Raw genomic sequence first — 20650 nt, 5'->3', positions numbered from 1 at the left:
TTCGGTGCGGGGGCCGTCTGCTGTCCGCAGTTCAGCCAGGCCTCTGTCTGGTTTCCCGCGTTCCTGGCAGCCCTGCTCGTGCGGTGTCGGTGACCGGTTCCACTCTTCGGATTGTCTGACGACTGACGTCTGGCATACGGTTCTGCCGGAGGTGTTGGCATGCGGATGGTTGGGCATCGGTCTTCCGTGGACGAGGTCATCGCCGCTCTCAACGAGCAGCTGGTCGGTGGTGCTTGGGCTCCCGGCGAGCGGATTCCGACCGAGCTGGAACTGGTCGCCGAGCTCGGGGTGAGCCGGACGGTGGTCCGGGAAGCCGTGCGGGCTCTGGTGCACCTCGGGCGGTTGGAGGCCCGGCAGGGCGCCGGCACCTTCGTCGTGTCCACCGCCGACCCGGCGCCGATGCTTCGGCAGTTGCGGCTGGCCGAGGTGCGGGACGTCTTCGAGGTTCAGCTCGCCTACGACGTGCAGGCCGCGCGGCTGGCCGCGGTGCGTCGCGACGACGCCGACGTCCGTCGGCTGCGCGAGCTGCTCGACCTGCGCGACCGCGCGGACTCGCCCGACACCTTCGCCGCTGCCGATGTCGACTTCCACGTCGCGATCGTGGCGGCGGCGCGCAACCCGCTGCTCTCGGAGATGTACCGCTACCTGGGCGAACGCCTCCAGGAAAGCCTGAAGACGATCCGCGCGGACTCCGCGCTGACCGAAGGCGGGCCGATCACGCACCGGGCGCTGCTGGACGCGATCGTCGAGGGCGACCCGGAGGCCGCCGCAGCGGCCGCGCATGCCGTGATCCAGCCGAGCCTGACGTCCCTCGCGGGCGTTCTCGACGAGAGGGGAAACGAGCAGTGAGCACCCGAGTCCAGCAGCCGACGGCCACTCCGGTGGGCACCGCCGCGGCGGCCCCCCTGGTCCTGGTCGTGCTGGTGGCGCTGGCGCTGCGACCGCCGTTCACCGCCGTCGCACCACTGTTGGAACAGATCCAGCAGGACCTGGGGGTGTCGAACACCTTCGGCGGCGTGCTGACCACGTTGCCCGTGGTGTGCCTGGGGGTGTTCGCGTTCGTCACGTCGAAGCTCCGGCAGCGGTTCGGCGACGAGAAGGTGCTGGTCGGCTGCCTGCTGGTGCTACTGGTCGGCAACTCGCTGCGCGCGCTGGGGTCGATCTGGACGCTGCTGGCCGGCACGGTCGTGGTCGGGGCCGGGATCGCCGTGGCGAACGTGGCGCTGCCGGGCCTGATCAAGCGGGACTTCCCGCACAAGGTGCCGGTGATCACGGCGGTCTACACGATGTGCCTGACGCTGGGCGGCGCGATCGCGGCCAGCGTGGTCGTGCCGATCGGCGCCGCCATGGCCTCCGCCTGGCGCGCTCCGCTCGGATTGCTGGCCCTTCCCGTCCTGCTGGCCCTGGTGATCAGCCTCTTTGCGCTGCGGCGCAGCTCTGGCGCACCGCCGCTGCCGTCGAGCGGCGGCCGGTTGTGGCGCAACCCGCTGGCCTGGCAGGTCACCGTCTTCATGGGGATGCAGTCGGCGATGGCCTACGTCACGTTCGGCTGGCTGCCGACGATGCTGCAGAGCCGGGGCATGAGCCCCGAGCTCGCCGGTCTGGCGCTGGGCATCCAGGCGGCGGTGCAGGCTATCGGATCGATGAGCGTGCCCGTGCTGTGCCACCGGCTCCGCGACCAGCGCTTGATCGCCGTGGTGCTGGCGGCGCTGCTCATGCTCGGCTTCACCGGCATCCTCGTCGGCCCGACCGCCGCGCTGTGGCCGGCGGTGGTCGTGCTCGGCCTGGCGCAGGGCGCGGCGTTCGGCTTGGCGCTGACGCTGTTCGGGCTGCGCTCGCCGGACAGCGACACCACCACGGCGCTGTCCGGGATGGCGCAGGGCGGCGGGTATCTCATCGCCGCGGCCGGCCCGCTCCTGATCGGGCTGCTGCACGACGTGACCGGTGGCTGGATCGCGCCGCTGGTGCTGCTGCTGGCCTGTTCGGCGGTCTGGCTCTGCATGGGCCTGCTGGCCGGGCGGCCGGTCCAGGTGCCTTCGGTGATCGGCGACGAAACACGGCGGTGATCTCACAGCACGGCTGTAACGCGCGGTGAGCCGGAATTCACGGCCGCGTTACAGCGAAACGAGTCCCCTGAAACAGGCATTCCACAGGATGCGGGCCAACTCGGTCCGCATCGGGAGGCAATGTGAATTCAGGCGACACCGCATGGGTGCTCGTGAGCGCGGCGCTCGTCCTGCTCATGACCCCTGGTCTGGCGTTCTTCTACGGCGGCATGGTGCGTTCGCGCGGCGTGCTCAACATGCTGATGATGAGCCTCGGCAGCATCGGCGTGGTGGGCGTGCTGTGGGTGCTCATCGGCTACTCCACCGCGTTCGGCTCCGACATCGGCGGCGCCGGGCTGCTAGGCAACCCGGCGGAGTTCTTCGGGCTCAGCTCGCTGCTCGGCGAGGACCAGGTCTCCGGCACCATCCCGACGCTGGCGTTCGTCGGCTTCCAGGCGATGTTCGCGATCATCACCGTCGCGCTGATCTCCGGCGCGATCGCCGACCGGGCCCGCTTCGGCCCCTGGCTGCTGTTCGCCGGGCTGTGGGCCGTGATCGTGTACTTCCCGGTCGCGCACTGGGTCTTCGCCTTCGACACGAAGGACGATGCGGGCAACGTGACCGCCGTCGGCGGCTGGATCGCCAACCGGTTGGCCGCGATCGACTTCGCCGGTGGCACCGCGGTGCACATCAACGCGGGTGCCGCCGCGCTGGCGCTGGCCCTGGTGCTCGGCAAGCGCCGGAGCTGGCCGAAGGACCCGGGCAAGCCGCACAACCTGCCGTTCGTGGTGCTCGGTGCGGGCCTGCTGTGGTTCGGCTGGTTCGGGTTCAATGCCGGATCGGCGCTGGCGGCCAACACCACCGCCGCGGTCACGCTGGTGAACACCCTGGTGGCGACCAGCGCCGCGATGCTCGGCTGGCTGCTCGCGGAACGCATCCGCGACGGTCACGCCACCACGCTCGGCGCCGCCTCCGGCATCGTCGCGGGCCTCGTGGCGATCACCCCGGCCTGCTCATCGGTGACCCCGCTGGGCGCGATCGCCGTCGGAGCGATCACCGGCGTGGTGTGCGCGCTGGCCGTGAGCCTCAAGTACAAGGTCGGCTACGACGACTCGCTGGACGTCGTCGGCGTGCACCTGGTCGGCGGCCTGATGGGCACCCTGCTGGTCGGTCTGTTCGCCTCGTCGGCCGCCCCGGCCGGGGTCGATGGGCTGTTCTACGGCGGCGGGTTCGACCAGCTCTGGCGGCAGGCCGTCGGCGCGGTCGCGGTGCTCGCCTACTCCTTCGTGCTCAGCCTGGTGCTGGCGCTGCTGGTCAAGGCGATCGTCGGGTTCCGGGTGAGCGCCGAGGACGAGGCCGTGGGCATCGACGAGACTGAGCACGCCGAGACCGCGTACCACTTCGGCGCCGAGCGTTCCACGCGGCGCTCCGCGGTGCCGGCCGACGAGGTCGAACGCAAGCTGGAGGGCAGCCGCGCATGAAACTGGTGACCGCGATCGTTCAACCGTCCAAACTGGACGACGTGAAGGACGCGCTGGAGCGGCTCGGGGTGTTGGGCATGACCGTCAGCCAGACGCAGGGCTACGGCCGCCAGAAGGGCCACACGGAGGTGTACCGGGGCGCCGAGTACGCGGTGGACTTCATCGAGAAGCTGCGGGTCGAGGTCCTCGTCGACGAGTCCAACGTGGACAAGGTGGTCGACGGGATCGTTTCCGCCGCGCGCACCGGCCGGGTCGGCGACGGCAAGGTCTGGGTGACCTCGGTGGACACCGTGGTCCGGGTGCGCACCGGAGAAACCGGGGTCGAGGCGATCTGATCCGTTCCGGGCCGAGTCGAGGGGCACCACCGATCCAACGGGTCGGCGGTGCCCTTCGCATTTCGCCTGCTAAAGGCCCTCAGGCGCCGACTGGCCTCCGGTGTCCGACCCGTGAGTGGTTTCCGGTGCTATGGCGCCCAGTAGCACTCACGGGGCCTGAACAGGCCAAACGTCCGGTCCGTCGGCGTCGGGTGAGTGGATTTCGCGGATCGGGCGGTGGCGAGTGCGTAACACTACGCAGCCGCACTCAGGGGGCTTCACGGTCTCGCGGGGCCCCGCCAGGCGGCAGACTTCCAAGTGCGACGCGGTAGAGGAGAAAACCGGAGGGGGCCCCGCCCGTACTGGGGGTCGGGCGGAAAAACCGGGCTTCGCGGTCGCGTTGGGGTCGCGTGGGTGGCCGGGGGGACACGGTCGCCCACGCGGGCCGGGTGCGATATCCCGTAGCGCACCAGGGGGATGGTGATGGTGCGGGAGGCGGCTCGTCCGGGGGGAACGGGCCGCCTCCCGCTTCTCCGCGTTCGGTGGCGTTGCGCACTCGGGCGGCCGCCCGAGATTGATCAACGCGTAACCTCGATGTCGTCGTGGACATACCGGACGTACTTCCTTCGCCAGCCAGCCCGCCGCCGACGGTGCGCGTCGGCCGCCGCTCGCTCGTCGTCCTGGCCGGCCTGCCGGGCGCGGGCAAAAGCACGGTGCTCCGGAAGCTGCACGGCGGCAAGGACATCTCGACGCTGGACTCCGACCAGGTCCGCGCTCGGCTGCGCAAGGTCCTCCCGGCCCGCCTGCCCTACCGGTACTACCGCCCGCTGGTGCATTTGGTGCACCGCAGTCGCATCGCCTGGAAGTGCCTGCGCGCGTCCGGTCCGGTCGTCGCGCACGAACCCGCCACCCGCGCCACGACCCGCGTGCTGCTGCTGATGTTCGGTTGGCTTACCGGTCGGCAGCGTGTGCTGGTGTGGCTGCACGCGGATGCGCGCGAGGCGTTGGCCGGGCAGCAGGCACGCGGACGGCTGGTCCGCTCCAGGTCGTTCCAACGGCACGTGCTGCGGGCCGACCGGATGCACTATCGGCTGTGCGGCGGCGTTGCGCCGTACGGCTGGTACCAGGTGCACCTGTTCACCCGGAAGCAGGTCGAGGACGGCCTCCGGTTGGACGTGGTGGCGTGACCTACGTCCCGTTGGGCCGGGCCACCGCCGCGTGCCCAGATCCCGATCGCTAGGCTGGGTGTCTGGCGCTGCGGCAGGAGGTCGTCGCGCCAGGCTGAGAACGATCGAGCTGCGGGTGACTGGCAACAGGGTGTGCGTCCAGCTGAGCGCGCGGTTCGAAATGCGCAAGCGACGCCCCGCGGCGATCTGAGCTTCCGAGCCGACGCCTAGCCGATCCCCCGGACCTCCCGGGCGGGCAGTGCAGGGCCGTTTCCGCAATCCATCAGCCCTTGCCGAGTCCACCGAGGAGACCCGCGTTCAGCATGCCGAACTTCGACGAACTTGATCTCGACCCGCGCGTCTGCCAGACGCTGACCGAGATCGGCTACGAGAACCCGTCGCCGATCCAGGAGAAGACCATCCCGCTGCTGCTGGAGGGCCGCGACGTGCTCGGCCTGGCCCAGACCGGCACCGGCAAGACCGCCGCGTTCGCGCTGCCCATCCTGTCCCGCCTGGACCTGGACGCCACCGGCCCGCAGGCCCTGGTGCTCGCGCCCACCCGCGAGCTGGCCATCCAGGTCGCCGAGGCGTTCCAGCGCTACGCCGCGCACATCCCAGGCTTTCACGTGCTGCCGATCTACGGCGGCACCAGCTACGGCCCGCAGCTCGCCGGCCTGCGCCGCGGCGCGCACGTCGTCGTCGGCACCCCCGGTCGGCTGATCGACCACCTGGAGAAGGGCTCGCTCGACCTGACCGGGCTCAAGAACCTGGTGCTCGACGAGGCCGACGAGATGCTACGGATGGGCTTCATCGAGGACGTGGAGAAAATCCTGCAGTCCGTGCCGGCCAGCCGGCAGGTGGCGCTGTTCTCCGCGACCATGCCCGGCGCGATCCGCAAGATCAGCCAGAACTACCTCAACGAGCCGGTCGAGATCTCGGTCAAGACCAAGACCAGCACCGCGACCAACATCAACCAGCGGCACGTGCCGGTGCGCGCGGCGAACAAGCTGGACGCACTGACCCGGATCCTCGAAGTCGAGACCTTCGACGCGATGATCGTGTTCGTCCGCACCAAGCAGCTCACCGAGGAGCTCGCCGAGAAGCTGCAGGCTCGCGGCTTCAGCGCGGCCGCGATCAACGGCGACATCGCGCAGGCGCAGCGGGAGCGCACGATCGGCCACCTCCGGGACGGCAAGATCGACATCCTGGTGGCCACCGACGTCGCCGCGCGCGGCCTCGACGTCGAGCGCATCTCCCACGTGCTCAACTACGACATCCCGCACGACACCGAGTCGTACGTGCACCGCGTCGGCCGCACCGGCCGGGCCGGACGCAGCGGGGAGGCGATCCTGTTCGTCTCGCCGCGCGAGCGCCACCTGCTGCGGTCCATCGAGCGGGCCACCCGCCAAAACATCCAGCAGATGGAGCTGCCCAGCATCGATGCGGTCAACGACCGGCGGCTGGCGAAGTTCGCCCAGAGCATCACCGACACCCTGGCCAGCGGCGGACTGGAGGTTTTCCAGGACCTGGTGTCGGAGTATGAGCGGACCCACGACGTGCCGGCCACGGAGATCGCCGCGGCGCTGGCCGCCATGGCGCAGGGCGACCGGCCGCTGCTGCTGGACCCGGAGCCCGTCGAGCCGCCGGCCCGCCGCGACGGCTCGTCCTTCGAGACGACCAACTCGGAGACCGAGACCTACCGGGTCGAGGTAGGCCGCCGCAACCGCGTCACCCCGCGGGCCCTGGTCGGGGCGCTGGCCAACGAGGGCGGCGTGCCCAGCAAGTACATCGGGCACATCGACATCCGCAACGAGCACACCCTGATCGAGCTGCCCGCCGACCTGCCGGAAGAGCTGCTCAGCAAGCTGCGCACCACCCAGGTTGCCGGGCGTGGCCTGCGGATCAGCCGCGCCGACGGCGAGTTCATCAACCGCCGCCCGCGCCGCCCTGGCCGGGACCGGGATCGGGATCGGGACAAGCCGCGGCCGCACCGCAAGGGCCAGCGCTCGCCGCAGTCCCGCTCGACGGGCAAGCGCGATTTGAGGCACAGCGGCGCGTAAGCGCCACTCGGGAGCGGCGGAGGTGGCGATTTCGCGCGAAATCGCCACCCCGGCTGAGGCGGGCGCGGCGATTTCACGCGAAATCGCGCTCCCCGGCCCACACCGGGCCACTGGCCCGGCCGGTTACCCTCGCATAGGTACCCAGGCACATCCATCGACTCTGGAGCCCGTGAACCCGTGTTCGACACTCTCTCCGACCGGCTCACCTCGGTCCTGACGAACTTGCGCGGCAAGGGGCGGCTGTCCGACGCGGACATCGACGCCACCGCGCGGGAGATCCGCATCGCCCTCCTCGAAGCCGACGTGGCGCTTCCCGTGGTGCGCGGTTTTATCAAGGGTGTCAAGGATCGCGCCAAGGGTGCCGACGTCTCGCAGGCGCTGAACCCGGCCCAGCAGGTCATCAAGATCGTCAGCGAGGAACTGGTCACCATCCTCGGCGGCGAGACCCGTCGGCTGGAGTTCGCCAAGACGCCGCCGACCGTGATCATGCTGGCCGGTCTGCAGGGTTCCGGTAAGACCACGCTGGCCGGCAAGCTCGCCAAGTGGCTCGCCGGGCAGGGCCACACCCCGCTGCTCGTGGCCTGCGACCTGCAGCGCCCGAACGCGGTGAACCAGCTGCAGGTGGTCGGGGAGCGCGCCGGGGTACCGGTGTTCGCGCCAGAACCCGGCAACGGCGTCGGCGACCCCGTCGAGGTGTCCCGCCGCAGCATCGACGAGGCCCGCCGGGCGCAGCACGACATCGTCATCGTCGACACCGCCGGCCGGCTGGGCATCGACGAAGAGATGATGAAGCAGGCCGCCGACATCCGGGACGCGATCACCCCGGACGAGATCCTGTTCGTGCTGGACGCGATGATCGGCCAGGACGCGGTGAACACCGCCGAGGCCTTCCGCGACGGCGTCGGGTTCTCCGGCGTGGTGCTGACCAAACTCGACGGCGACGCCCGCGGTGGTGCCGCGCTGTCGGTCCGCGAGGTCACCGGGCAGCCGATCATGTTCGCCTCCAGCGGCGAGCAGTTGGCGGACTTCGACGTCTTCCACCCGGACCGGATGGCCAACCGGATCCTGGGCATGGGCGACCTGCTCACCCTCATCGAGCAGGCCGAGCAAGCATTCGACCAGGAGCAGGCCGAGCAGGCCGCGCAGAAGCTGGGCACCGGCCAGCTCACCCTGGAGGACTTCCTGGAGCAGATGCAGGCGATCCGTCGGATGGGCCCGCTGCAGAACCTGCTGGGCATGCTGCCGGGCGCGGGCCAGATGAAGGAGCAGCTGGCCAACTTCGACGAGAAGAGCCTGGACCGCATCCAGGCGATCATCCGCGGCATGACGCCCGCCGAGCGGGCCGACCCGAAGATCATCAACGCCTCCCGCCGGCAGCGCATCGCGCGTGGCTCCGGGGTGGCCATCAGCGAGATCAACGACCTGGTCAACCGCTTCTTCGAGGCCCGCAAGATGATGCAGCAAATGGCGGGCGGCTTCGGCTTCGGCGGCGGTGGCGGGAGCAAGAACCGCAAGGCCAAGAAGGGGAAGAAGGGCAAGAAGGGGCGCGGTCCGACGCAGCCCAAGGGCATGCGCGGCCTGCCCGGTGGCTTCCCCGGCCTGCCCCCGGGCGGCCTGGGCATGCCCGGCGCGGGCCCGGACCTGTCCAAGCTGGAAGGCGGCATGAACGACCTGCCGCCGGGCTTCGACCCGTCAAAGCTGAACTTCGGCAAGAAGAATTGACCGTCCTGCACCTGCGCGCCGTCGTGCTGCCCGACGGCGCGCACCGGGAGCTTTGGGTGCAGGACGGGCTGATCAGCCTGGATCCGGTGCCCGGCGCCGAGACGGTGTTCGACGGCGGTTTCGTGCTGCCCGGCCTGGTCGACGCGCACTGCCACGTCGGCATAAGCACCCACGGCCCGGTGGAGCTCGACGAGGCCGCGGCGCAGGCGGAAGCGGACCGGGACGCCGGGACGCTGCTGATCCGCGACTGCGGCGCGCCGATCGACACCCGGCCGCTGCAGGAACGCGAGGACCTGCCCAGGATCATCCGCGCCGGCAGGCACCTGGCACGGCCCAAGCGCTACATCCCGTACCTGGCCGACCAGCTGGAGCACGAGGAGCAGCTGCCCGCCGCGGTCGCCGAGCAGGTCGCCTGCGGCGACGGCTGGATCAAGCTCGTCGGCGACTGGATCGACCGGTCGGTGGGCGACCTCGCGCCGCTGTGGAGCGACGAGGTGCTGGCCGAGGCGATCTCGACGGCGCACCGGCTGGGTGCCCGGGTCACCGCGCACGTCTTCGGCGAGGCGGCGCTGCCCGGCCTGATCGAGGCCGGCATCGACTGCGTCGAGCACGGCACCGGGCTCACCGACGAGTCGGTCGAGCTGATGGCCCGGCACGGCACGGCGCTGGTGCCGACGCTGGTCAACGTCGAGAACTTCCCGTCCTTCGCGGCGGCCGCGACCAAGTACCCGACCTACGCGGCGCACATGACCGACCTCTACGAGCGGGCCGATCGAACGGTCGCGAAGGCGATCGAGGCGGGCATCCCGGTGTACGCGGGCACCGATGCCGGCGGCGGCATCGCGCACGGCATGCTGGCCGACGAGGTGCTCGCGCTGCACCGGGTCGGGATGTCCACCGAGCAGGCGCTGGGTGCGGCGTCGTGGGCCGCCCGCGAGTGGCTGGGCTGGTCCGGGCTGGAGCATGGCGCCCCGGCCGACCTGGTCTGCTACGACGAGGACCCGCGCAAGGACCTGACGGCCCTGCGCTACCCGAAGCGGATCGTCCTGCGCGGCAACATCGTCGGCGCATGAACCCCTCGCCCAACGGGCGATTCTGGCTCAGTGAACGGCACCTTTGGCCGGCGTGGCCGGGCGAGGGTGCCGGTCATCCTTCACGCCAGCGGTTGCTTCCGGGTTCGATCTCCGATTCACCGGGTCATCGTGGAGTGCGCGGCGCAGCGCGTTCGTCGAGCACCTAGGGTGAAATCGTCGAGGGAGCCAATGTGGATGAGCTGCCCGAGCGGGAAGAGCGGGAGTTCCCGAAGCCGCCTGAGGAACCGGCCCAGCCGCCGTCGACGCCGGCCGCGCGGCCGATGCCCCCGGCTGAGGACACCACCGACGCGGACCTGCACCCGCGGTTCTGGGAGGCGCAGCTGGAGGCTGCCCGCCGCGGCTCCCTGGCTTGGGGTTTCGCGGCGTTCTTCATCGGCTACGGCGGCTACTACCTGGTCGTGCTGATCCTCCACGCGCTCCGGCCGTCGCGGGCCAACGGGTTCGACCCGACAGCGCCGCCCAACACCGGGCCGCTGTTGCTGCTGGCCTTCGCCCCGAACATCCTGCTCGGCCTGGTGCCCGCGGCGTTTTCCTGGTGGCGCGGCAACGGGCTGCGCTCGGACTTCGGCATCCTGCCGAAACGGCGCGATTTCAAGGTGGGGCTGGCCTGCGGGGCCATCGCGCTGCTCGGTTCCTGGGTGCTGGCAGTGGTGATAATCGCCATCTCCGGGCCGCCCCCGGAGACCGATCTGACCCGGCTGATGCAGGGCGAGCGGACCGTTTGGCTGTTCCTGTTCGCGTTGTTCGCCTTCCTCGGCGCCCCGCTGACCGAGGAGCTGCTCATGCGCGGTGCGCTCTGGGGCGCCCTGGAGCAGTACCGCATCCCGAGGTACGCGATCCTGGTGCTGACCTCGTTGATCTTCGCGCTTATTCACCAGGAAGTGTGGCGCACGCCGGTGCTGTTCGTCGGCGGCCTGGCAATCGGGGCCGCGCGGATGATCACCGGCCGGGTGGTGGCGAGCATGATCGCGCACGCCACGAACAACTTCCTGCCCGCCTTGCTGCTGTTCGCCGTCGCCGGCTGAAATTCGCTGCCGTCGGCGGTACCGGCGGGTATAGCCTGGCGACTCCGCCGGCGTCCGTACGCCGACATGATCAGGCAAGCGGCCGCCGATCGGCACCACGGAGGCTCCCGTGAACACACCGAAGCAGCCCGAGCCCGCTGCGAACGCATCGCTGCCGCCCACCCCGCCGGAGCCCGAGTCGGCTCGGACCCACCGGTGGGGGCTCGGAGCGTTCTTCTTCGCGCAGGCGATCTTCGTGCTGGTCTCGGTGACGCTCGCCGCCGCGCTGGGCAGCCCCGACAGCGTGACGCTGGTCGTGATGCTGGTGCTGCCGACGGTGCTGGCCGGGGCGGTGGCGGTGGTGATCACCGTGGTGCGCGGCAACGGCCCGCGACTCGACTTCGGCCTCGAATGGCACTGGTCGGACGTCACCACCGGCCTGGCCATCGGGAGCGTCGGCCTGGTCACGACGACCATCGCCTCGATGCTGTGGATGAAGTGGATGGGCCCGGGCGAAGGGCAGTCCACGGTGAGCAGCCTGGTCGACGGGGTGCAGCTGCCACCGGCGCTGGCGGTGGTGATCTTCCTGCACATCTGGCTGGTGGCGCCGCTGTGCGAGGAGCTGCTCTACCGCGGGCTGCTCTGGGGCGCGATGGAACGGTTGCGTTGGAGCCAGCTGAACGTGTTCGTGCTCAGCACCGCGGTCTTCGCGATCGGCCACCTGGAGCCGGAGCGCACCGTGCTGCTGCTGGTGATCGCCATCCCGATCGGCGTGGCCCGGCTAGTCACCGGGCGGCTGACGGCGAGCGTGGTCGCGCACCAGGTGAACAACTTCCTGCCCGCGCTCGGCTTGCTGCTAATCTCCCTCGGCCTGCTCCCGGCCTAGCGGTGCCTGCTGGCCCGGGTCCGTGGCAACGGCGGCCGCGGTATCTGGCACAATGAGATGCTGTTCGCCGCGAGGGGTCCCTCTCACCGCTTGTGGCCCATTGACGTACGAGCATTCCACTCCGCTGCCCCACGCGGCTTGGGCATGCTCACCGGAGCACGAACGAGAGTCTGAGGAGCACCAGCACCCGTGGCTGTGAAGATCAAGCTCGCGCGGATCGGCAAGATCCGCGAGCCGCACTACCGCATCGTCGTCGCCGACGCCCGGACCCGCCGCAACGGCCGGGCCATCGAGACGATCGGGCAGTACCACCCGAAGCAGAACCCCAGCGGCATCATCGTCAACTCGGAGCGGGTGCAGTACTGGCTGGGTGTCGGCGCGCAGCCGACCGAACCGGTGCAGAACATCCTGGAGATCACCGGCGACTGGCAGAAGTTCAAGGGCCTGCCGGGTGCCGAGGGTCGGCTGAAGGTCGCCGAGCCGAAGCCGAGCAAGCAGGCGCTGTTCGAAGCTGCACTGGCCGCCGCCGGCGAGGAGCCCACCACCGAGGCCACCACCCCGAAGAAGAAGGGTGCGAAGAAGGCCGAGGACAAGGCTGAGGACAAGGCCGAAGAGCAGAAGTCCGAGGAAGGTCAGGCGTGACGGTCCTCGCGGACGCGCTTGAACACCTGGTGCGCGGCATCGTCGACAACCCCGACGATGTCCACGTCCAGCTGCTCACGACCCGGCGCGGTCGCACCCTCGAGGTGCACGTGAACCCGGACGACCTGGGCAAGGTCATCGGTCGCGGTGGGCGCACCGCGACGGCGCTCCGGACCGTGATGTCCGGCATCGGCGGGCGCGGCATCCGGGTCGACGTGGTCGACACCGACCGCTGAGCACGACCATGAACGAGCCCGAGCTGGAAATCCTGGCCGTCGGCCGCGTCGTGCGACCGCACGGCATCCGGGGAGAACTCGTCGTCGAGGTGCTCACCGACAGTCCGGAGCTGCGGTTCGCTCCCGGCTCGGTGCTCGGGGTCCAGCGGCGCGGGGTGGTCCGCGCGCAGAACCTCACGGTGACAGCCGCCCGGCAGCACGCCGGGCGGCTGCTCGTGCGCGCGGAGGGCGTCGAGGGCCGGGATGCCGCCGAGGACCTGCGCGGTGTGCTGCTCACGGTCCGCTCCGACGTCCTCGAACCGACCGGTGATCCGGACGAGTTCCACGACCGCGAGCTGACCGGCCTGCGGGTCGAACTGGTCTCCGGCGACGAGGTGGGCGCGGTGAGCGAAGTGCTGCACACGCCTGCTGGCGAGCTGCTGGCCGTGCGCACCCCCGACGGCCGGGAGGTCCTGGTGCCGTTCGTGGCCGAGATCGTGCCCGAGGTCGATCTCGCCGCCGGTCGCCTCGTCGTAGACCCGCCGGAAGGCCTGCTCGACGCGGAGTGACGCCGCACCGGCTACAGCAAGCCAAAACCGCCCTCGCCGTCCGGTGGGGGTGTTTCAGAGCCCGCCTTTGAACGCGATCTGGTCTCGTCTCTTGAAGCGGCGCAGCCGCTTGGCCCGCCTACGCGACTCGCACCGCCGCAGGTTCGCAACAGTATCCTGCGGGGACACACCCCGAGCTATCTCGCGAGGAAAGCCCCAGCGCCGCGTATTTGGACATACGTAAGCCGGGGGACCCCGGAGTCGAGAAGGCGACGGTAACTCCCTCAAGGGGCCGCTACCGGCACCGCTAAGCAAGACGAGTTCGGAGACAAGTACCGCCCCATGCGCATCGACGTCATCACGATCTTCCCCGACTACCTGGCCCCGCTGCGGGAAGCGCTGCTGGGCAAGGCCATCGAACGCGAGCGGATCGCGGTCGGCGTGCACGACCTGCGGGACTGGACGCACGACGTGCACCGGGCCGTGGACGACAGCCCCTACGGCGGCGGCCCCGGCATGGTGATGAAGCCGGACGTCTGGGGCGAAGCGCTGGACGATGTTTGTGGAGCTGCTGCGGCATCCGCTGACTCCCCCACGCCGCGGCTGGTGGTGCCGACCCCGGCCGGGCGGCCGTTCGACCAGCGCACCGCCATCCGCTGGTCCGCCGAGCCCTGGCTGGTGTTCGCCTGCGGTCGCTACGAAGGCATCGACCAGCGGGTGATCGACGACGCCGCCACCCGGATGCCGGTGGAGGAGGTCTCCATCGGCGACTACGTGCTGGTCGGCGGCGAGGTCGCCGCGCTGGTCATGATCGAGGCGGTGGCCCGGCTGCTGCCAGGCGTGCTGGGCAACCCCCTGTCGGCCGAGCAGGACTCGTTCTCCGACGGCCTGCTGGAAGGACCCTGCTACACCCGCCCCGAGGTGTGGCGTGGGCACGCCGTGCCGGACGTGCTGCGTTCCGGTAACCACGCCGCGATCGCCCGCTGGCGGCGCGATCAGGCGCTGGCCCGGACCTACCGGCGGCGCCCGGATCTGCTGGCCGCGCTGCCGGTGGGGACCCTGGACGCGGCCGACCGCGAGCAACTCGATAAGCTGCGGGAGTCGGAGCATTCCGACGAGTCCCGGAATGCCGGAGACGCGCCGCGCTGACCCCGCGTCGGTGGGGCCGGTTCAGACGCCGAAATGCGGATCTGGCACACTGGAACGGTTGATGCAGCCGAACGTCAGGTTCGGCGGGCTCACAAGCAAGTTCACCCCGTGTCAGGCGGTGCCCACCAGTAGGTCGGGTCATCGACATGCGAGAACACGGGTGCCTTCGACACGGATGAGGACGGACCACCGATGAACACCCTGGACGCGCTGGACGCCCAGTCGTTGCGTTCCGACATTCCGGCCTTCCGGCCTGGCGACACGCTGAAGGTCCACGTCCGCGTCATCGAGGGTTCGCGCGAGCGGATCCAGGTCTTCCAGGGCGTGGTCATCCGCCGGCACGGCGGTGGCGTCCGGGAGACCTTCACCGTGCGCAAGATTTCCTTCGGTGTCGGTGTGGAGCGGACGTTCCCGGTGCACACCCCGAACATCGCGCAGATCGAGGTCGTGGCGCGCGGTGACGTTCGGCGGGCGAAGCTGTACTACCTGCGCGAGCTGCGCGGCAAGAAGGCCAAGATCAAGGAGAAGCGCGAGACCGCGCCGGCTTCCTGATCGGCGTTCCACTCGGAACCACCGAACGGCCCAGGTGCAAGCGCCTGGGCCGTTTCGCGTGCCGTGGATAGGCGTTTTGCCCGGTGGCGGTCGTGTACCGGTGGCGGTCGGGTGTTCCACCTTCGAGTGGTCACCGGCTGGTCCGCGTGGTGTCGTCCCGTTCCCTCGAATCGGATGTACCGGAAAAGCGCACGTCAAAGCCGTGCCGCTGGGCGTTCGAATCAGGTGTCTGAGGCGGGGGAGCGCGTCGGCGGCCGCCGCGGTTCCAGTAGCCTGGCCCGGTGGCCGACGTCATGCGCAGCGGATCAGCGGAAGACCCCAACGGTGCGGAGCACCCCGGCGGTGCCCCGGACGAGCCGGGGGATGGTTCCCGCCGCCGCAAGCCCAAGGGCAAGAAGAAGGGCTCGTTCTGGCGCGAGCTGCCGATCCTGATCGTCACGGCACTCGTCCTGACGGTGCTCATCCAGGCGTTCCTGGCCAGGGTGTACGTGATCCCGTCGCAGTCGATGGAGCAGACCCTGCACGGGTGCACCGGCTGCAACAACGACCGGGTGCTGGTGGACAAGGTCACCTACCGGTTCAGCGATCCGGAACCTGGCGACGTGGTGGTGTTCCGCGGCCCGCAGCCCTGGGTGCAGAACGAGTTTGAGGCGGATGAGCCGTCCAATCCCGTCGCCGGCTTCTTCCAGGGCGCGGCGTCGCTGCTGGGCTTCGGCGCTCCGGACGAGAAGGACTTCGTCAAGCGGGTGATCGCCGTCGGCGGCCAGACCGTGGAGTGCTGTGACGCGCAGAACCGGATGCTGGTCGACGGCAAGCCGCTCAACGAGCCGTACCTGTACTGGGAGCCCGGACGCGGCGTCGGTCAGGACGAGTTCAAGCCGGTGACGGTGCCGCCGGGGCACCTGTGGGTGATGGGCGACAACCGCAACGACTCGGCGGACTCGCGGGTGCAGGGCGGTGGCGGTATCAACGGTGCCGTGCCGGTCGAGAACGTGATCGGCAAGGCCCAGCTGATCGTGCTGCCGCCGACCCGCTGGCAGAGCATCCCGGAACCGAACCCGCAGACCACCGCGCTGGGCGCACCGTCCTGGCAGACCGGGGTGCCGATGGGCGTCGGGTTCGCCGCGGCGTTCCCGACGCTGTGGCTGGGTCGTAGGCTCGTCGGTGTGGTCAACAAGAGACGGTCGTCGGAGTGACGTCGACGTGACGGTGGCGGCGTTCCGGCCGCCGAGGTCGGTGATCCGGCGCAGCAGTGGTAACTGGGCTCTCCAGAGCGCGTTGGACCGCAGGGGCCTCGGGCCGGTGGCAGGAGTGGACGAGGCCGGGCGTGGCGCGTGCGCGGGTCCGCTCGTGGTGGCCGGGTGCGCGCTCCGCCCTGGGGACGCGCGGCGGTTCGATGGGCTGACGGACTCGAAGGTGCTCTCGGAGGCCGACCGGGAGCGCCTGTACGACCGCGTGACCGAGCGGGCGCTGAGCTGGTCCACCATCGTGATCCCGGCCGAGGACGTCGATGCGCTCGGCATCCACGTGGCGAACCTGGAGGGCATGCGGCGTGCGGTCGCTCAGCTGACTCCCCATCCGGGTTACGTGCTGACCGATGGCTTCCGCGTGCCGGGACTGGCGACGCCCAGCGTGGCCGTGGTGAAGGGCGATCTGGTCGCGGCCTGCGTGGCCGCGGCGTCGGTGCTGGCGAAGGTGACCCGGGACCGGTTGATGACTGCGCAGCTCCACGTCGAGTTCCCCGACTACGGGTTCGACGAGCACAAGGGGTACAGCACGCCCGTGCACTCGGCCCGGCTGACGCGGTTCGGCCCCTGCGCCGAGCACCGGTGGTCCTACGCGAACGTGGTGGCCGCGGCGCAGCGGCACGGGATGCGCTCGCCGCGCACCGTGACCAGCAAGCCCGGGTTGTTCGATGCTTCGGAGGGGGATGTGGTGGACAATGAGGCGTTGTAGTCCGAACGGCAATGCAGAAGGGCTCGTACAGCGATGAGCGCCGAGGATCTCGAGAAGTACGAGACCGAGATGGAGCTGCAGCTCTACAAGGAGTACCGCGACATCGTCGGGCAATTCACCTACGTCGTGGAGACGGAACGGCGCTTCTACCTGGCCAACGTCGTGGACGTCCAGGTGCGTAACTCCGACTCGGAGGTCTACTTCGAGGTGGCGATGTCGGACGCGTGGGTGTGGGACATGTACCGGCCGGCGCGGTTCGTGAAGAACGTGCGGGTGATCACGTTCAAGGACGTCAATGTCGAAGAGCTGGACAAACCGGACCTCCGGCTGCCGGAGAGCGGCCCGTTCGGTTCCTGATCCCGATCTCGCAGCCCGGGTGGTCGAATCCGACCGCCCGGGCTTCTTCTTTCTGCAAGCCTTTGTGCAAATGCTGCGTGACCCCAATTCCCGTATCGGCGGATTCTGCAAATTTCGCAGTATGGGAAGCGATTTTTGCTTAAACGACAACTGTTCTCACTCCTCCGGGTAAGGAGAGTTGTCCACAGCAGACGGATTTATCCACAGATTTTGAAAATAACTGGAGATCGGTTCCGAATCCGGGCACCTTGGATACATCGACGTGCCCGAACCCCTTGGCGTACTTGGTGAAACTCGCTCATGTGCGCTTCCGGATACCGGCACGGAAACCCCGAACACGAATCGAGGAGGAAGCCGTGGACCGGAAGAAGGTCGTGGGTCAGCTGTCCGATGACGACACCAGGGGCCGCAGACATGCGTTGGGCGCCGAGGGCGAGCGGCTGGCGGCCGCGCTCCTGGAACGCCGCGGCCTGACCGTGCTGGACCGGAATTGGCAATGCCCGCAAGGAGAACTCGACATCGTCGCCACCGACGGCGACACCGTGGTGTGCTGCGAGGTCAAGGCGCGCTCCGGCACGGACTACGGCGGACCGAGCTACGCGATCGCGCCGGAGAAGATCAACCGGATCCGCAGCGTGGCGCAGTCCTGGCTGGCCGCGCGTGGCCTGGTGGGTTGCCGGGTGCGGTTCGACGTCGTCGCGGTGCTGTGGCCGCCAGGCAAGCGGCCGCGCATCAAGCACATGGAAGGGGTGTTCTAGATGGCACTGCGACGGACCTGGGCGGTCGCGCTGTTCGGAGTGGACGGCGTGCTCGTCGAGGTAGAAGCCGACGTGCGCAAAGGTGGGTTGCCATCTGTGCAGCTCCTCGGCCTGCCCGACACGGCCCTGCAGGAGTCGAAGAACCGGGTGCGCGCGGCGATCCAGAACTGCAAGGAGGACTGGCCGGCGAGCTGCGTGACGTTGGCGCTGTCACCGGCCGCGCTGCCCAAGACCGGTACGTCGTACGACCTGGCGCTGGCCTGCGCGGTGCTGGCCGGGGCGGAACTGGTCCCGCCGCACCGGCTGGCGGGCACGGTGCTGTTCGGCGAGTTGGCCCTGGACGGGCGCATCCGGCCGGTTCGCGGCCTGCTGCCCGCGCTCCTGGCCGCTCGCCGGGCGGGCATGCGCCGCGCGGTGGTACCCGCCGAGGCACTGGCCGAGGCGCACTTGGTGGAAGACATCGAGGTGCTCGGCGCCGGGCATCTGCGGGACGTCGTCGCCTGGCTGCGCGAACTCGGCGAGCTCGATCGCCGGCCGCCGCCGGTCGACCAGCCGCCGACCGAGGACGTGCCGGATCTCTCCGACGTGCTGGGGCAACCCGAGGCGAGGTGGGCCCTGGAGGTCGCCGCGGCGGGCGGCCACCACCTGTTGATGGTCGGGCCGCCGGGCACCGGCAAGACGATGCTGGCCAAGCGGCTGTGCGGGCTGTTGCCGAGCCTGACCGCGTCCGAGGCGCTGGAGGTCACGGCGATCCGCTCGGTGGCCGGCGACCTGCCGGGGACGGCTGCGCTGATCCGGACTCCGCCGTTCGTGGCGCCGCATCCCACGCTGTCGATCCCGGCCCTGATCGGCGGCGGCACCGGGCTGGCGAGGCCGGGCGCGGTCAGCAGCGCTCATCGAGGGGTGCTGCTTCTGGATGAGGCTTGCGAGCTCGGGCCGAAACGATTGGAGGCTTTGCGAACGGCGTTGGAGGAAGGCGAGGTCCGGCTGGCCCGGCGTGACGGCACGCTGCGCTACCCGGCGCGGTTCCAGCTGGTCCTGGCCACGAATCCGTGTCCGTGCGCGCCGGCTCGCGACCTGGACTGCCAGTGCGCGCCGCAGGTCCGGCGGCGCTACCTCGGCAAGTTGTCCGGACCGCTGCTGGATCGGGTCGATCTGCGGGTTCGGATGCGCCCCATCACCGCGATGACCGTGCGCAGCGGCGCCGAGCCGGAGGGCACAGCGGCGGTGCGCAAGCGGGTGGAGGACGCGCGGGCGGCGGCGCGGGAGCGGTGGGCCGCGCACGGGTGGCAGACCAACACCGAGGTCCCGGGGCCGGTGCTGCGGCGGGAGTTCACGTTGCCGGTCGAGGCGACGGGACTGCTGGACCGGGGGCTGGAGGTCGGCGCGATCACGGCGCGGGGCGCCGACCGGTGCCTGCGGGTGGCGTGGACGCTGGCCGACCTCGATGGGCGTGATCAACCGGATGCGGAGCACGTGGCGGCGGCCTTGGAGTTCCGGGACAGGAGGGCGGCGTGATGGCGAGGTGGACCGCGATGGCGGAGAGGGCGAAGCGGGAGTTGCTGGCTGCTAGGGCTTTCCTGGCTGCGGTTGCCGAGCCGCCGGCCCCGGCGCTGGCCGGGTTCGTCGCGGAGCGGGGCCCGTGCCGGGCGGTCGGTTTGATCCGGCGGGAGAAGGCGCCGCCGGCTGTTGTGGCGGAGGTCGAGGCGCGGCGATGGCATGTCTCGGGCGAGCAGCTGTTGGTGGCCGCCGAGTCCGCTGGTGTTCGGCTGGTCGTGCCGGAGGACCCGGAATGGCCGCGTGAGGCGTTCGATGGTCTGTTCGGGGCGAGATCGGTTGACCTGCCGGGGATGGCCGAGCCGATCGCGTTGTGGGTTCGTGGCAAGGCGGTGCTGTCGGAAGCGGCGGAGCGGGCGGTGGCCGTGGTCGGTGCCAGAGCCGCATCCGGCTATGGCGAGCACGTGGCGGCGGAGTTCGGTCACGGGCTGGCGACCGCGGGGTTCACTGTGGTCTCTGGGGCTGCGTACGGCATTGATGGAGCCGCGCATCGGGGTGCGCTCGCGGCGGGAGGGTTGACGGTTGCGTTCCTCGCGTGCGGTGTCGATGTCGATTACCCGGCGGGGCACGGTAGGTTACTGCGTGCTATCGCCGATCAGGGTGTCGTGGTGAGTGAGTATCCGCTGGGTACTCCGCCTCGGAAGCATCGTTTTCTGGTCCGGAACAGGTTGATCGCGTCGGTGGGCCAGGCCACCGTCGTGGTCGAGGCCAGTGCCCGTAGTGGCGCGGCCAACACCGCGAACACTGCTGATGCGTTGGGACGGCCCGTGTTGGCTGTGCCCGGGTCGGTGATGTCGAAGAATTCGGTGGGTTGCCATGGGATGGTCCGGTCCGGTCAGGCTGTGCTGGTCACCCGTACCCAGGAGGTCCTGGAGGCGCTGAGTCCGCTCGGCGCGTTGCCGGCGGTCGAAATCCCTGCCCAGCACCGCCGTACCGATGGGCTGCATCCGGATGCGCGGCGTTTGCATGATGCTTTGACCGGTGTGGATTGTGCCGGTGCGGAGGAGTTGGCGCGGGATTCGGGGCTGTCGTTGGGCAGGGTCCGGGCGCTGCTGCCGGAGTTGGAACTGGGCGGGTTCGTTGCCAGGTCGGAAGGGGGGTGGTCGGCGACGGAGTGATTACGTGATCACGTGCTGACAGCTGA

Annotated in this window: 21 protein-coding genes; all 21 read left to right on the top strand. The window is 70.0% G+C overall.

Going from position 1 to position 20650, the window contains the following annotated elements; all coding sequences use genetic code 11:
- Positions 1-159: 159 nt before the first annotated feature.
- The gene (locus ACRXBZ_RS12355) at positions 160-849 is read left to right on the top strand and encodes a FadR/GntR family transcriptional regulator (RefSeq protein WP_433879248.1); all 690 of its coding nucleotides are present in this window, start codon (positions 160-162) and stop codon (positions 847-849) included.
- Positions 846-2066 carry a CynX/NimT family MFS transporter gene (locus tag ACRXBZ_RS12350; RefSeq protein WP_433879247.1) on the top strand — a complete coding sequence of 407 codons (1221 nt, stop codon included), beginning with the start codon at positions 846-848 and terminating at the stop codon, positions 2064-2066. Before ACRXBZ_RS12355 ends, ACRXBZ_RS12350 begins: the two co-directional genes overlap by 4 nt.
- Before the next feature lie 122 nt (positions 2067-2188).
- Positions 2189-3526, top strand: a complete 1338-nt coding sequence (locus ACRXBZ_RS12345) for an ammonium transporter (protein ID WP_433879246.1) — start codon at positions 2189-2191, stop codon at positions 3524-3526.
- Positions 3523-3861: a P-II family nitrogen regulator gene (locus ACRXBZ_RS12340; RefSeq protein WP_433879245.1), complete on the top strand. Its 339-nt coding sequence runs from the start codon at positions 3523-3525 to the stop codon at positions 3859-3861. Before ACRXBZ_RS12345 ends, ACRXBZ_RS12340 begins: the two co-directional genes overlap by 4 nt.
- 581 nt (positions 3862-4442) lie before the next feature.
- The gene (locus ACRXBZ_RS12335; RefSeq protein ID WP_433879244.1) at positions 4443-5027 is read left to right on the top strand and encodes an AAA family ATPase; all 585 of its coding nucleotides are present in this window, start codon (positions 4443-4445) and stop codon (positions 5025-5027) included.
- Between the two features lie 302 nt (positions 5028-5329).
- Complete coding sequence (locus ACRXBZ_RS12330) at positions 5330-7066, top strand: DEAD/DEAH box helicase (protein WP_433879243.1); 1737 nt, start codon at positions 5330-5332, stop codon at positions 7064-7066.
- A gap of 177 nt (positions 7067-7243) precedes the next feature.
- Complete coding sequence (gene ffh / locus ACRXBZ_RS12325; RefSeq protein WP_433879242.1) at positions 7244-8788, top strand: signal recognition particle protein; 1545 nt, start codon at positions 7244-7246, stop codon at positions 8786-8788.
- Positions 8785-9861 carry a metal-dependent hydrolase family protein gene (locus ACRXBZ_RS12320; protein ID WP_433879241.1) on the top strand — a complete coding sequence of 359 codons (1077 nt, stop codon included), beginning with the start codon at positions 8785-8787 and terminating at the stop codon, positions 9859-9861. Before ffh ends, ACRXBZ_RS12320 begins: the two co-directional genes overlap by 4 nt.
- A gap of 191 nt (positions 9862-10052) precedes the next feature.
- Positions 10053-10907: a CPBP family intramembrane glutamic endopeptidase gene (locus ACRXBZ_RS12315; protein WP_433879240.1), complete on the top strand. Its 855-nt coding sequence runs from the start codon at positions 10053-10055 to the stop codon at positions 10905-10907.
- 109 nt (positions 10908-11016) lie between these two features.
- On the top strand, positions 11017-11772 hold the full coding sequence (locus tag ACRXBZ_RS12310) for a CPBP family intramembrane glutamic endopeptidase (RefSeq protein WP_168584958.1): 756 nt from the start codon (positions 11017-11019) through the stop codon (positions 11770-11772).
- Between the two features lie 189 nt (positions 11773-11961).
- A complete protein-coding gene (rpsP, locus tag ACRXBZ_RS12305) occupies positions 11962-12414 on the top strand; it encodes a 30S ribosomal protein S16 (protein WP_168584957.1) in 453 nt (150 codons plus the stop codon).
- Entirely contained in the window at positions 12411-12650 is a 240-nt protein-coding gene (locus tag ACRXBZ_RS12300) for an RNA-binding protein (protein WP_168584956.1), read from the top strand. The genes rpsP and ACRXBZ_RS12300 overlap by 4 nt, the downstream gene beginning before the upstream one ends.
- An 8-nt stretch (positions 12651-12658) precedes the next feature.
- A complete protein-coding gene (rimM, locus tag ACRXBZ_RS12295) occupies positions 12659-13198 on the top strand; it encodes a ribosome maturation factor RimM (protein WP_433879239.1) in 540 nt (179 codons plus the stop codon).
- 321 nt (positions 13199-13519) lie between these two features.
- Complete coding sequence (gene trmD / locus ACRXBZ_RS12290) at positions 13520-14326, top strand: tRNA (guanosine(37)-N1)-methyltransferase TrmD (protein ID WP_433879238.1); 807 nt, start codon at positions 13520-13522, stop codon at positions 14324-14326.
- Between the two features lie 192 nt (positions 14327-14518).
- Complete coding sequence (rplS, locus tag ACRXBZ_RS12285; RefSeq protein WP_168584954.1) at positions 14519-14878, top strand: 50S ribosomal protein L19; 360 nt, start codon at positions 14519-14521, stop codon at positions 14876-14878.
- A gap of 293 nt (positions 14879-15171) precedes the next feature.
- The gene (gene lepB / locus ACRXBZ_RS12280; protein WP_223840006.1) at positions 15172-16074 is read left to right on the top strand and encodes a signal peptidase I; all 903 of its coding nucleotides are present in this window, start codon (positions 15172-15174) and stop codon (positions 16072-16074) included.
- Between the two features lie 7 nt (positions 16075-16081).
- The gene (locus ACRXBZ_RS12275) at positions 16082-16834 is read left to right on the top strand and encodes a ribonuclease HII (protein WP_433879237.1); all 753 of its coding nucleotides are present in this window, start codon (positions 16082-16084) and stop codon (positions 16832-16834) included.
- Between the two features lie 33 nt (positions 16835-16867).
- Complete coding sequence (locus tag ACRXBZ_RS12270; RefSeq protein WP_010305976.1) at positions 16868-17191, top strand: DUF2469 domain-containing protein; 324 nt, start codon at positions 16868-16870, stop codon at positions 17189-17191.
- A gap of 356 nt (positions 17192-17547) precedes the next feature.
- Complete coding sequence (locus ACRXBZ_RS12265; protein WP_433879236.1) at positions 17548-17949, top strand: YraN family protein; 402 nt, start codon at positions 17548-17550, stop codon at positions 17947-17949.
- Entirely contained in the window at positions 17950-19467 is a 1518-nt protein-coding gene (locus tag ACRXBZ_RS12260; RefSeq protein WP_433879235.1) for a YifB family Mg chelatase-like AAA ATPase, read from the top strand.
- Positions 19467-20624: a DNA-processing protein DprA gene (gene dprA / locus ACRXBZ_RS12255; protein ID WP_433879234.1), complete on the top strand. Its 1158-nt coding sequence runs from the start codon at positions 19467-19469 to the stop codon at positions 20622-20624. The genes ACRXBZ_RS12260 and dprA overlap by 1 nt, the downstream gene beginning before the upstream one ends.
- Positions 20625-20650 lie beyond the last annotated feature (26 nt).

This window comes from Saccharopolyspora hattusasensis, assembly GCF_050972075.1.
GTDB classification, from domain to species: Bacteria; Actinomycetota; Actinomycetes; order Mycobacteriales; family Pseudonocardiaceae; genus Saccharopolyspora; species Saccharopolyspora hattusasensis.
This window is presented reverse-complemented; position numbering and strand designations above follow the sequence as displayed.

Excerpts from the sequence above, each read along its gene's own strand:
- ACRXBZ_RS12355 (WP_433879248.1), top strand. The coding sequence starts at position 160 with ATGCGGATGGTTGGGCATCGGTCTTCCGTGGACGAGGTCATCGCCGCT.
- ACRXBZ_RS12340 (WP_433879245.1), top strand. The coding sequence starts at position 3,523 with ATGAAACTGGTGACCGCGATCGTTCAACCGTCCAAACTGGACGACGTG.
- ACRXBZ_RS12330 (WP_433879243.1), top strand. The coding sequence starts at position 5,330 with ATGCCGAACTTCGACGAACTTGATCTCGACCCGCGCGTCTGCCAGACG.
- rimM (WP_433879239.1), top strand. The coding sequence starts at position 12,659 with ATGAACGAGCCCGAGCTGGAAATCCTGGCCGTCGGCCGCGTCGTGCGA.
- trmD (WP_433879238.1), top strand. The coding sequence starts at position 13,520 with ATGCGCATCGACGTCATCACGATCTTCCCCGACTACCTGGCCCCGCTG.
- rplS (WP_168584954.1), top strand. The coding sequence starts at position 14,519 with ATGAACACCCTGGACGCGCTGGACGCCCAGTCGTTGCGTTCCGACATT.
- lepB (WP_223840006.1), top strand. The coding sequence starts at position 15,172 with ATGCGCAGCGGATCAGCGGAAGACCCCAACGGTGCGGAGCACCCCGGC.
- ACRXBZ_RS12270 (WP_010305976.1), top strand. The coding sequence starts at position 16,868 with ATGAGCGCCGAGGATCTCGAGAAGTACGAGACCGAGATGGAGCTGCAG.
- ACRXBZ_RS12260 (WP_433879235.1), top strand. The coding sequence starts at position 17,950 with ATGGCACTGCGACGGACCTGGGCGGTCGCGCTGTTCGGAGTGGACGGC.
- dprA (WP_433879234.1), top strand. The coding sequence starts at position 19,467 with ATGGCGAGGTGGACCGCGATGGCGGAGAGGGCGAAGCGGGAGTTGCTG.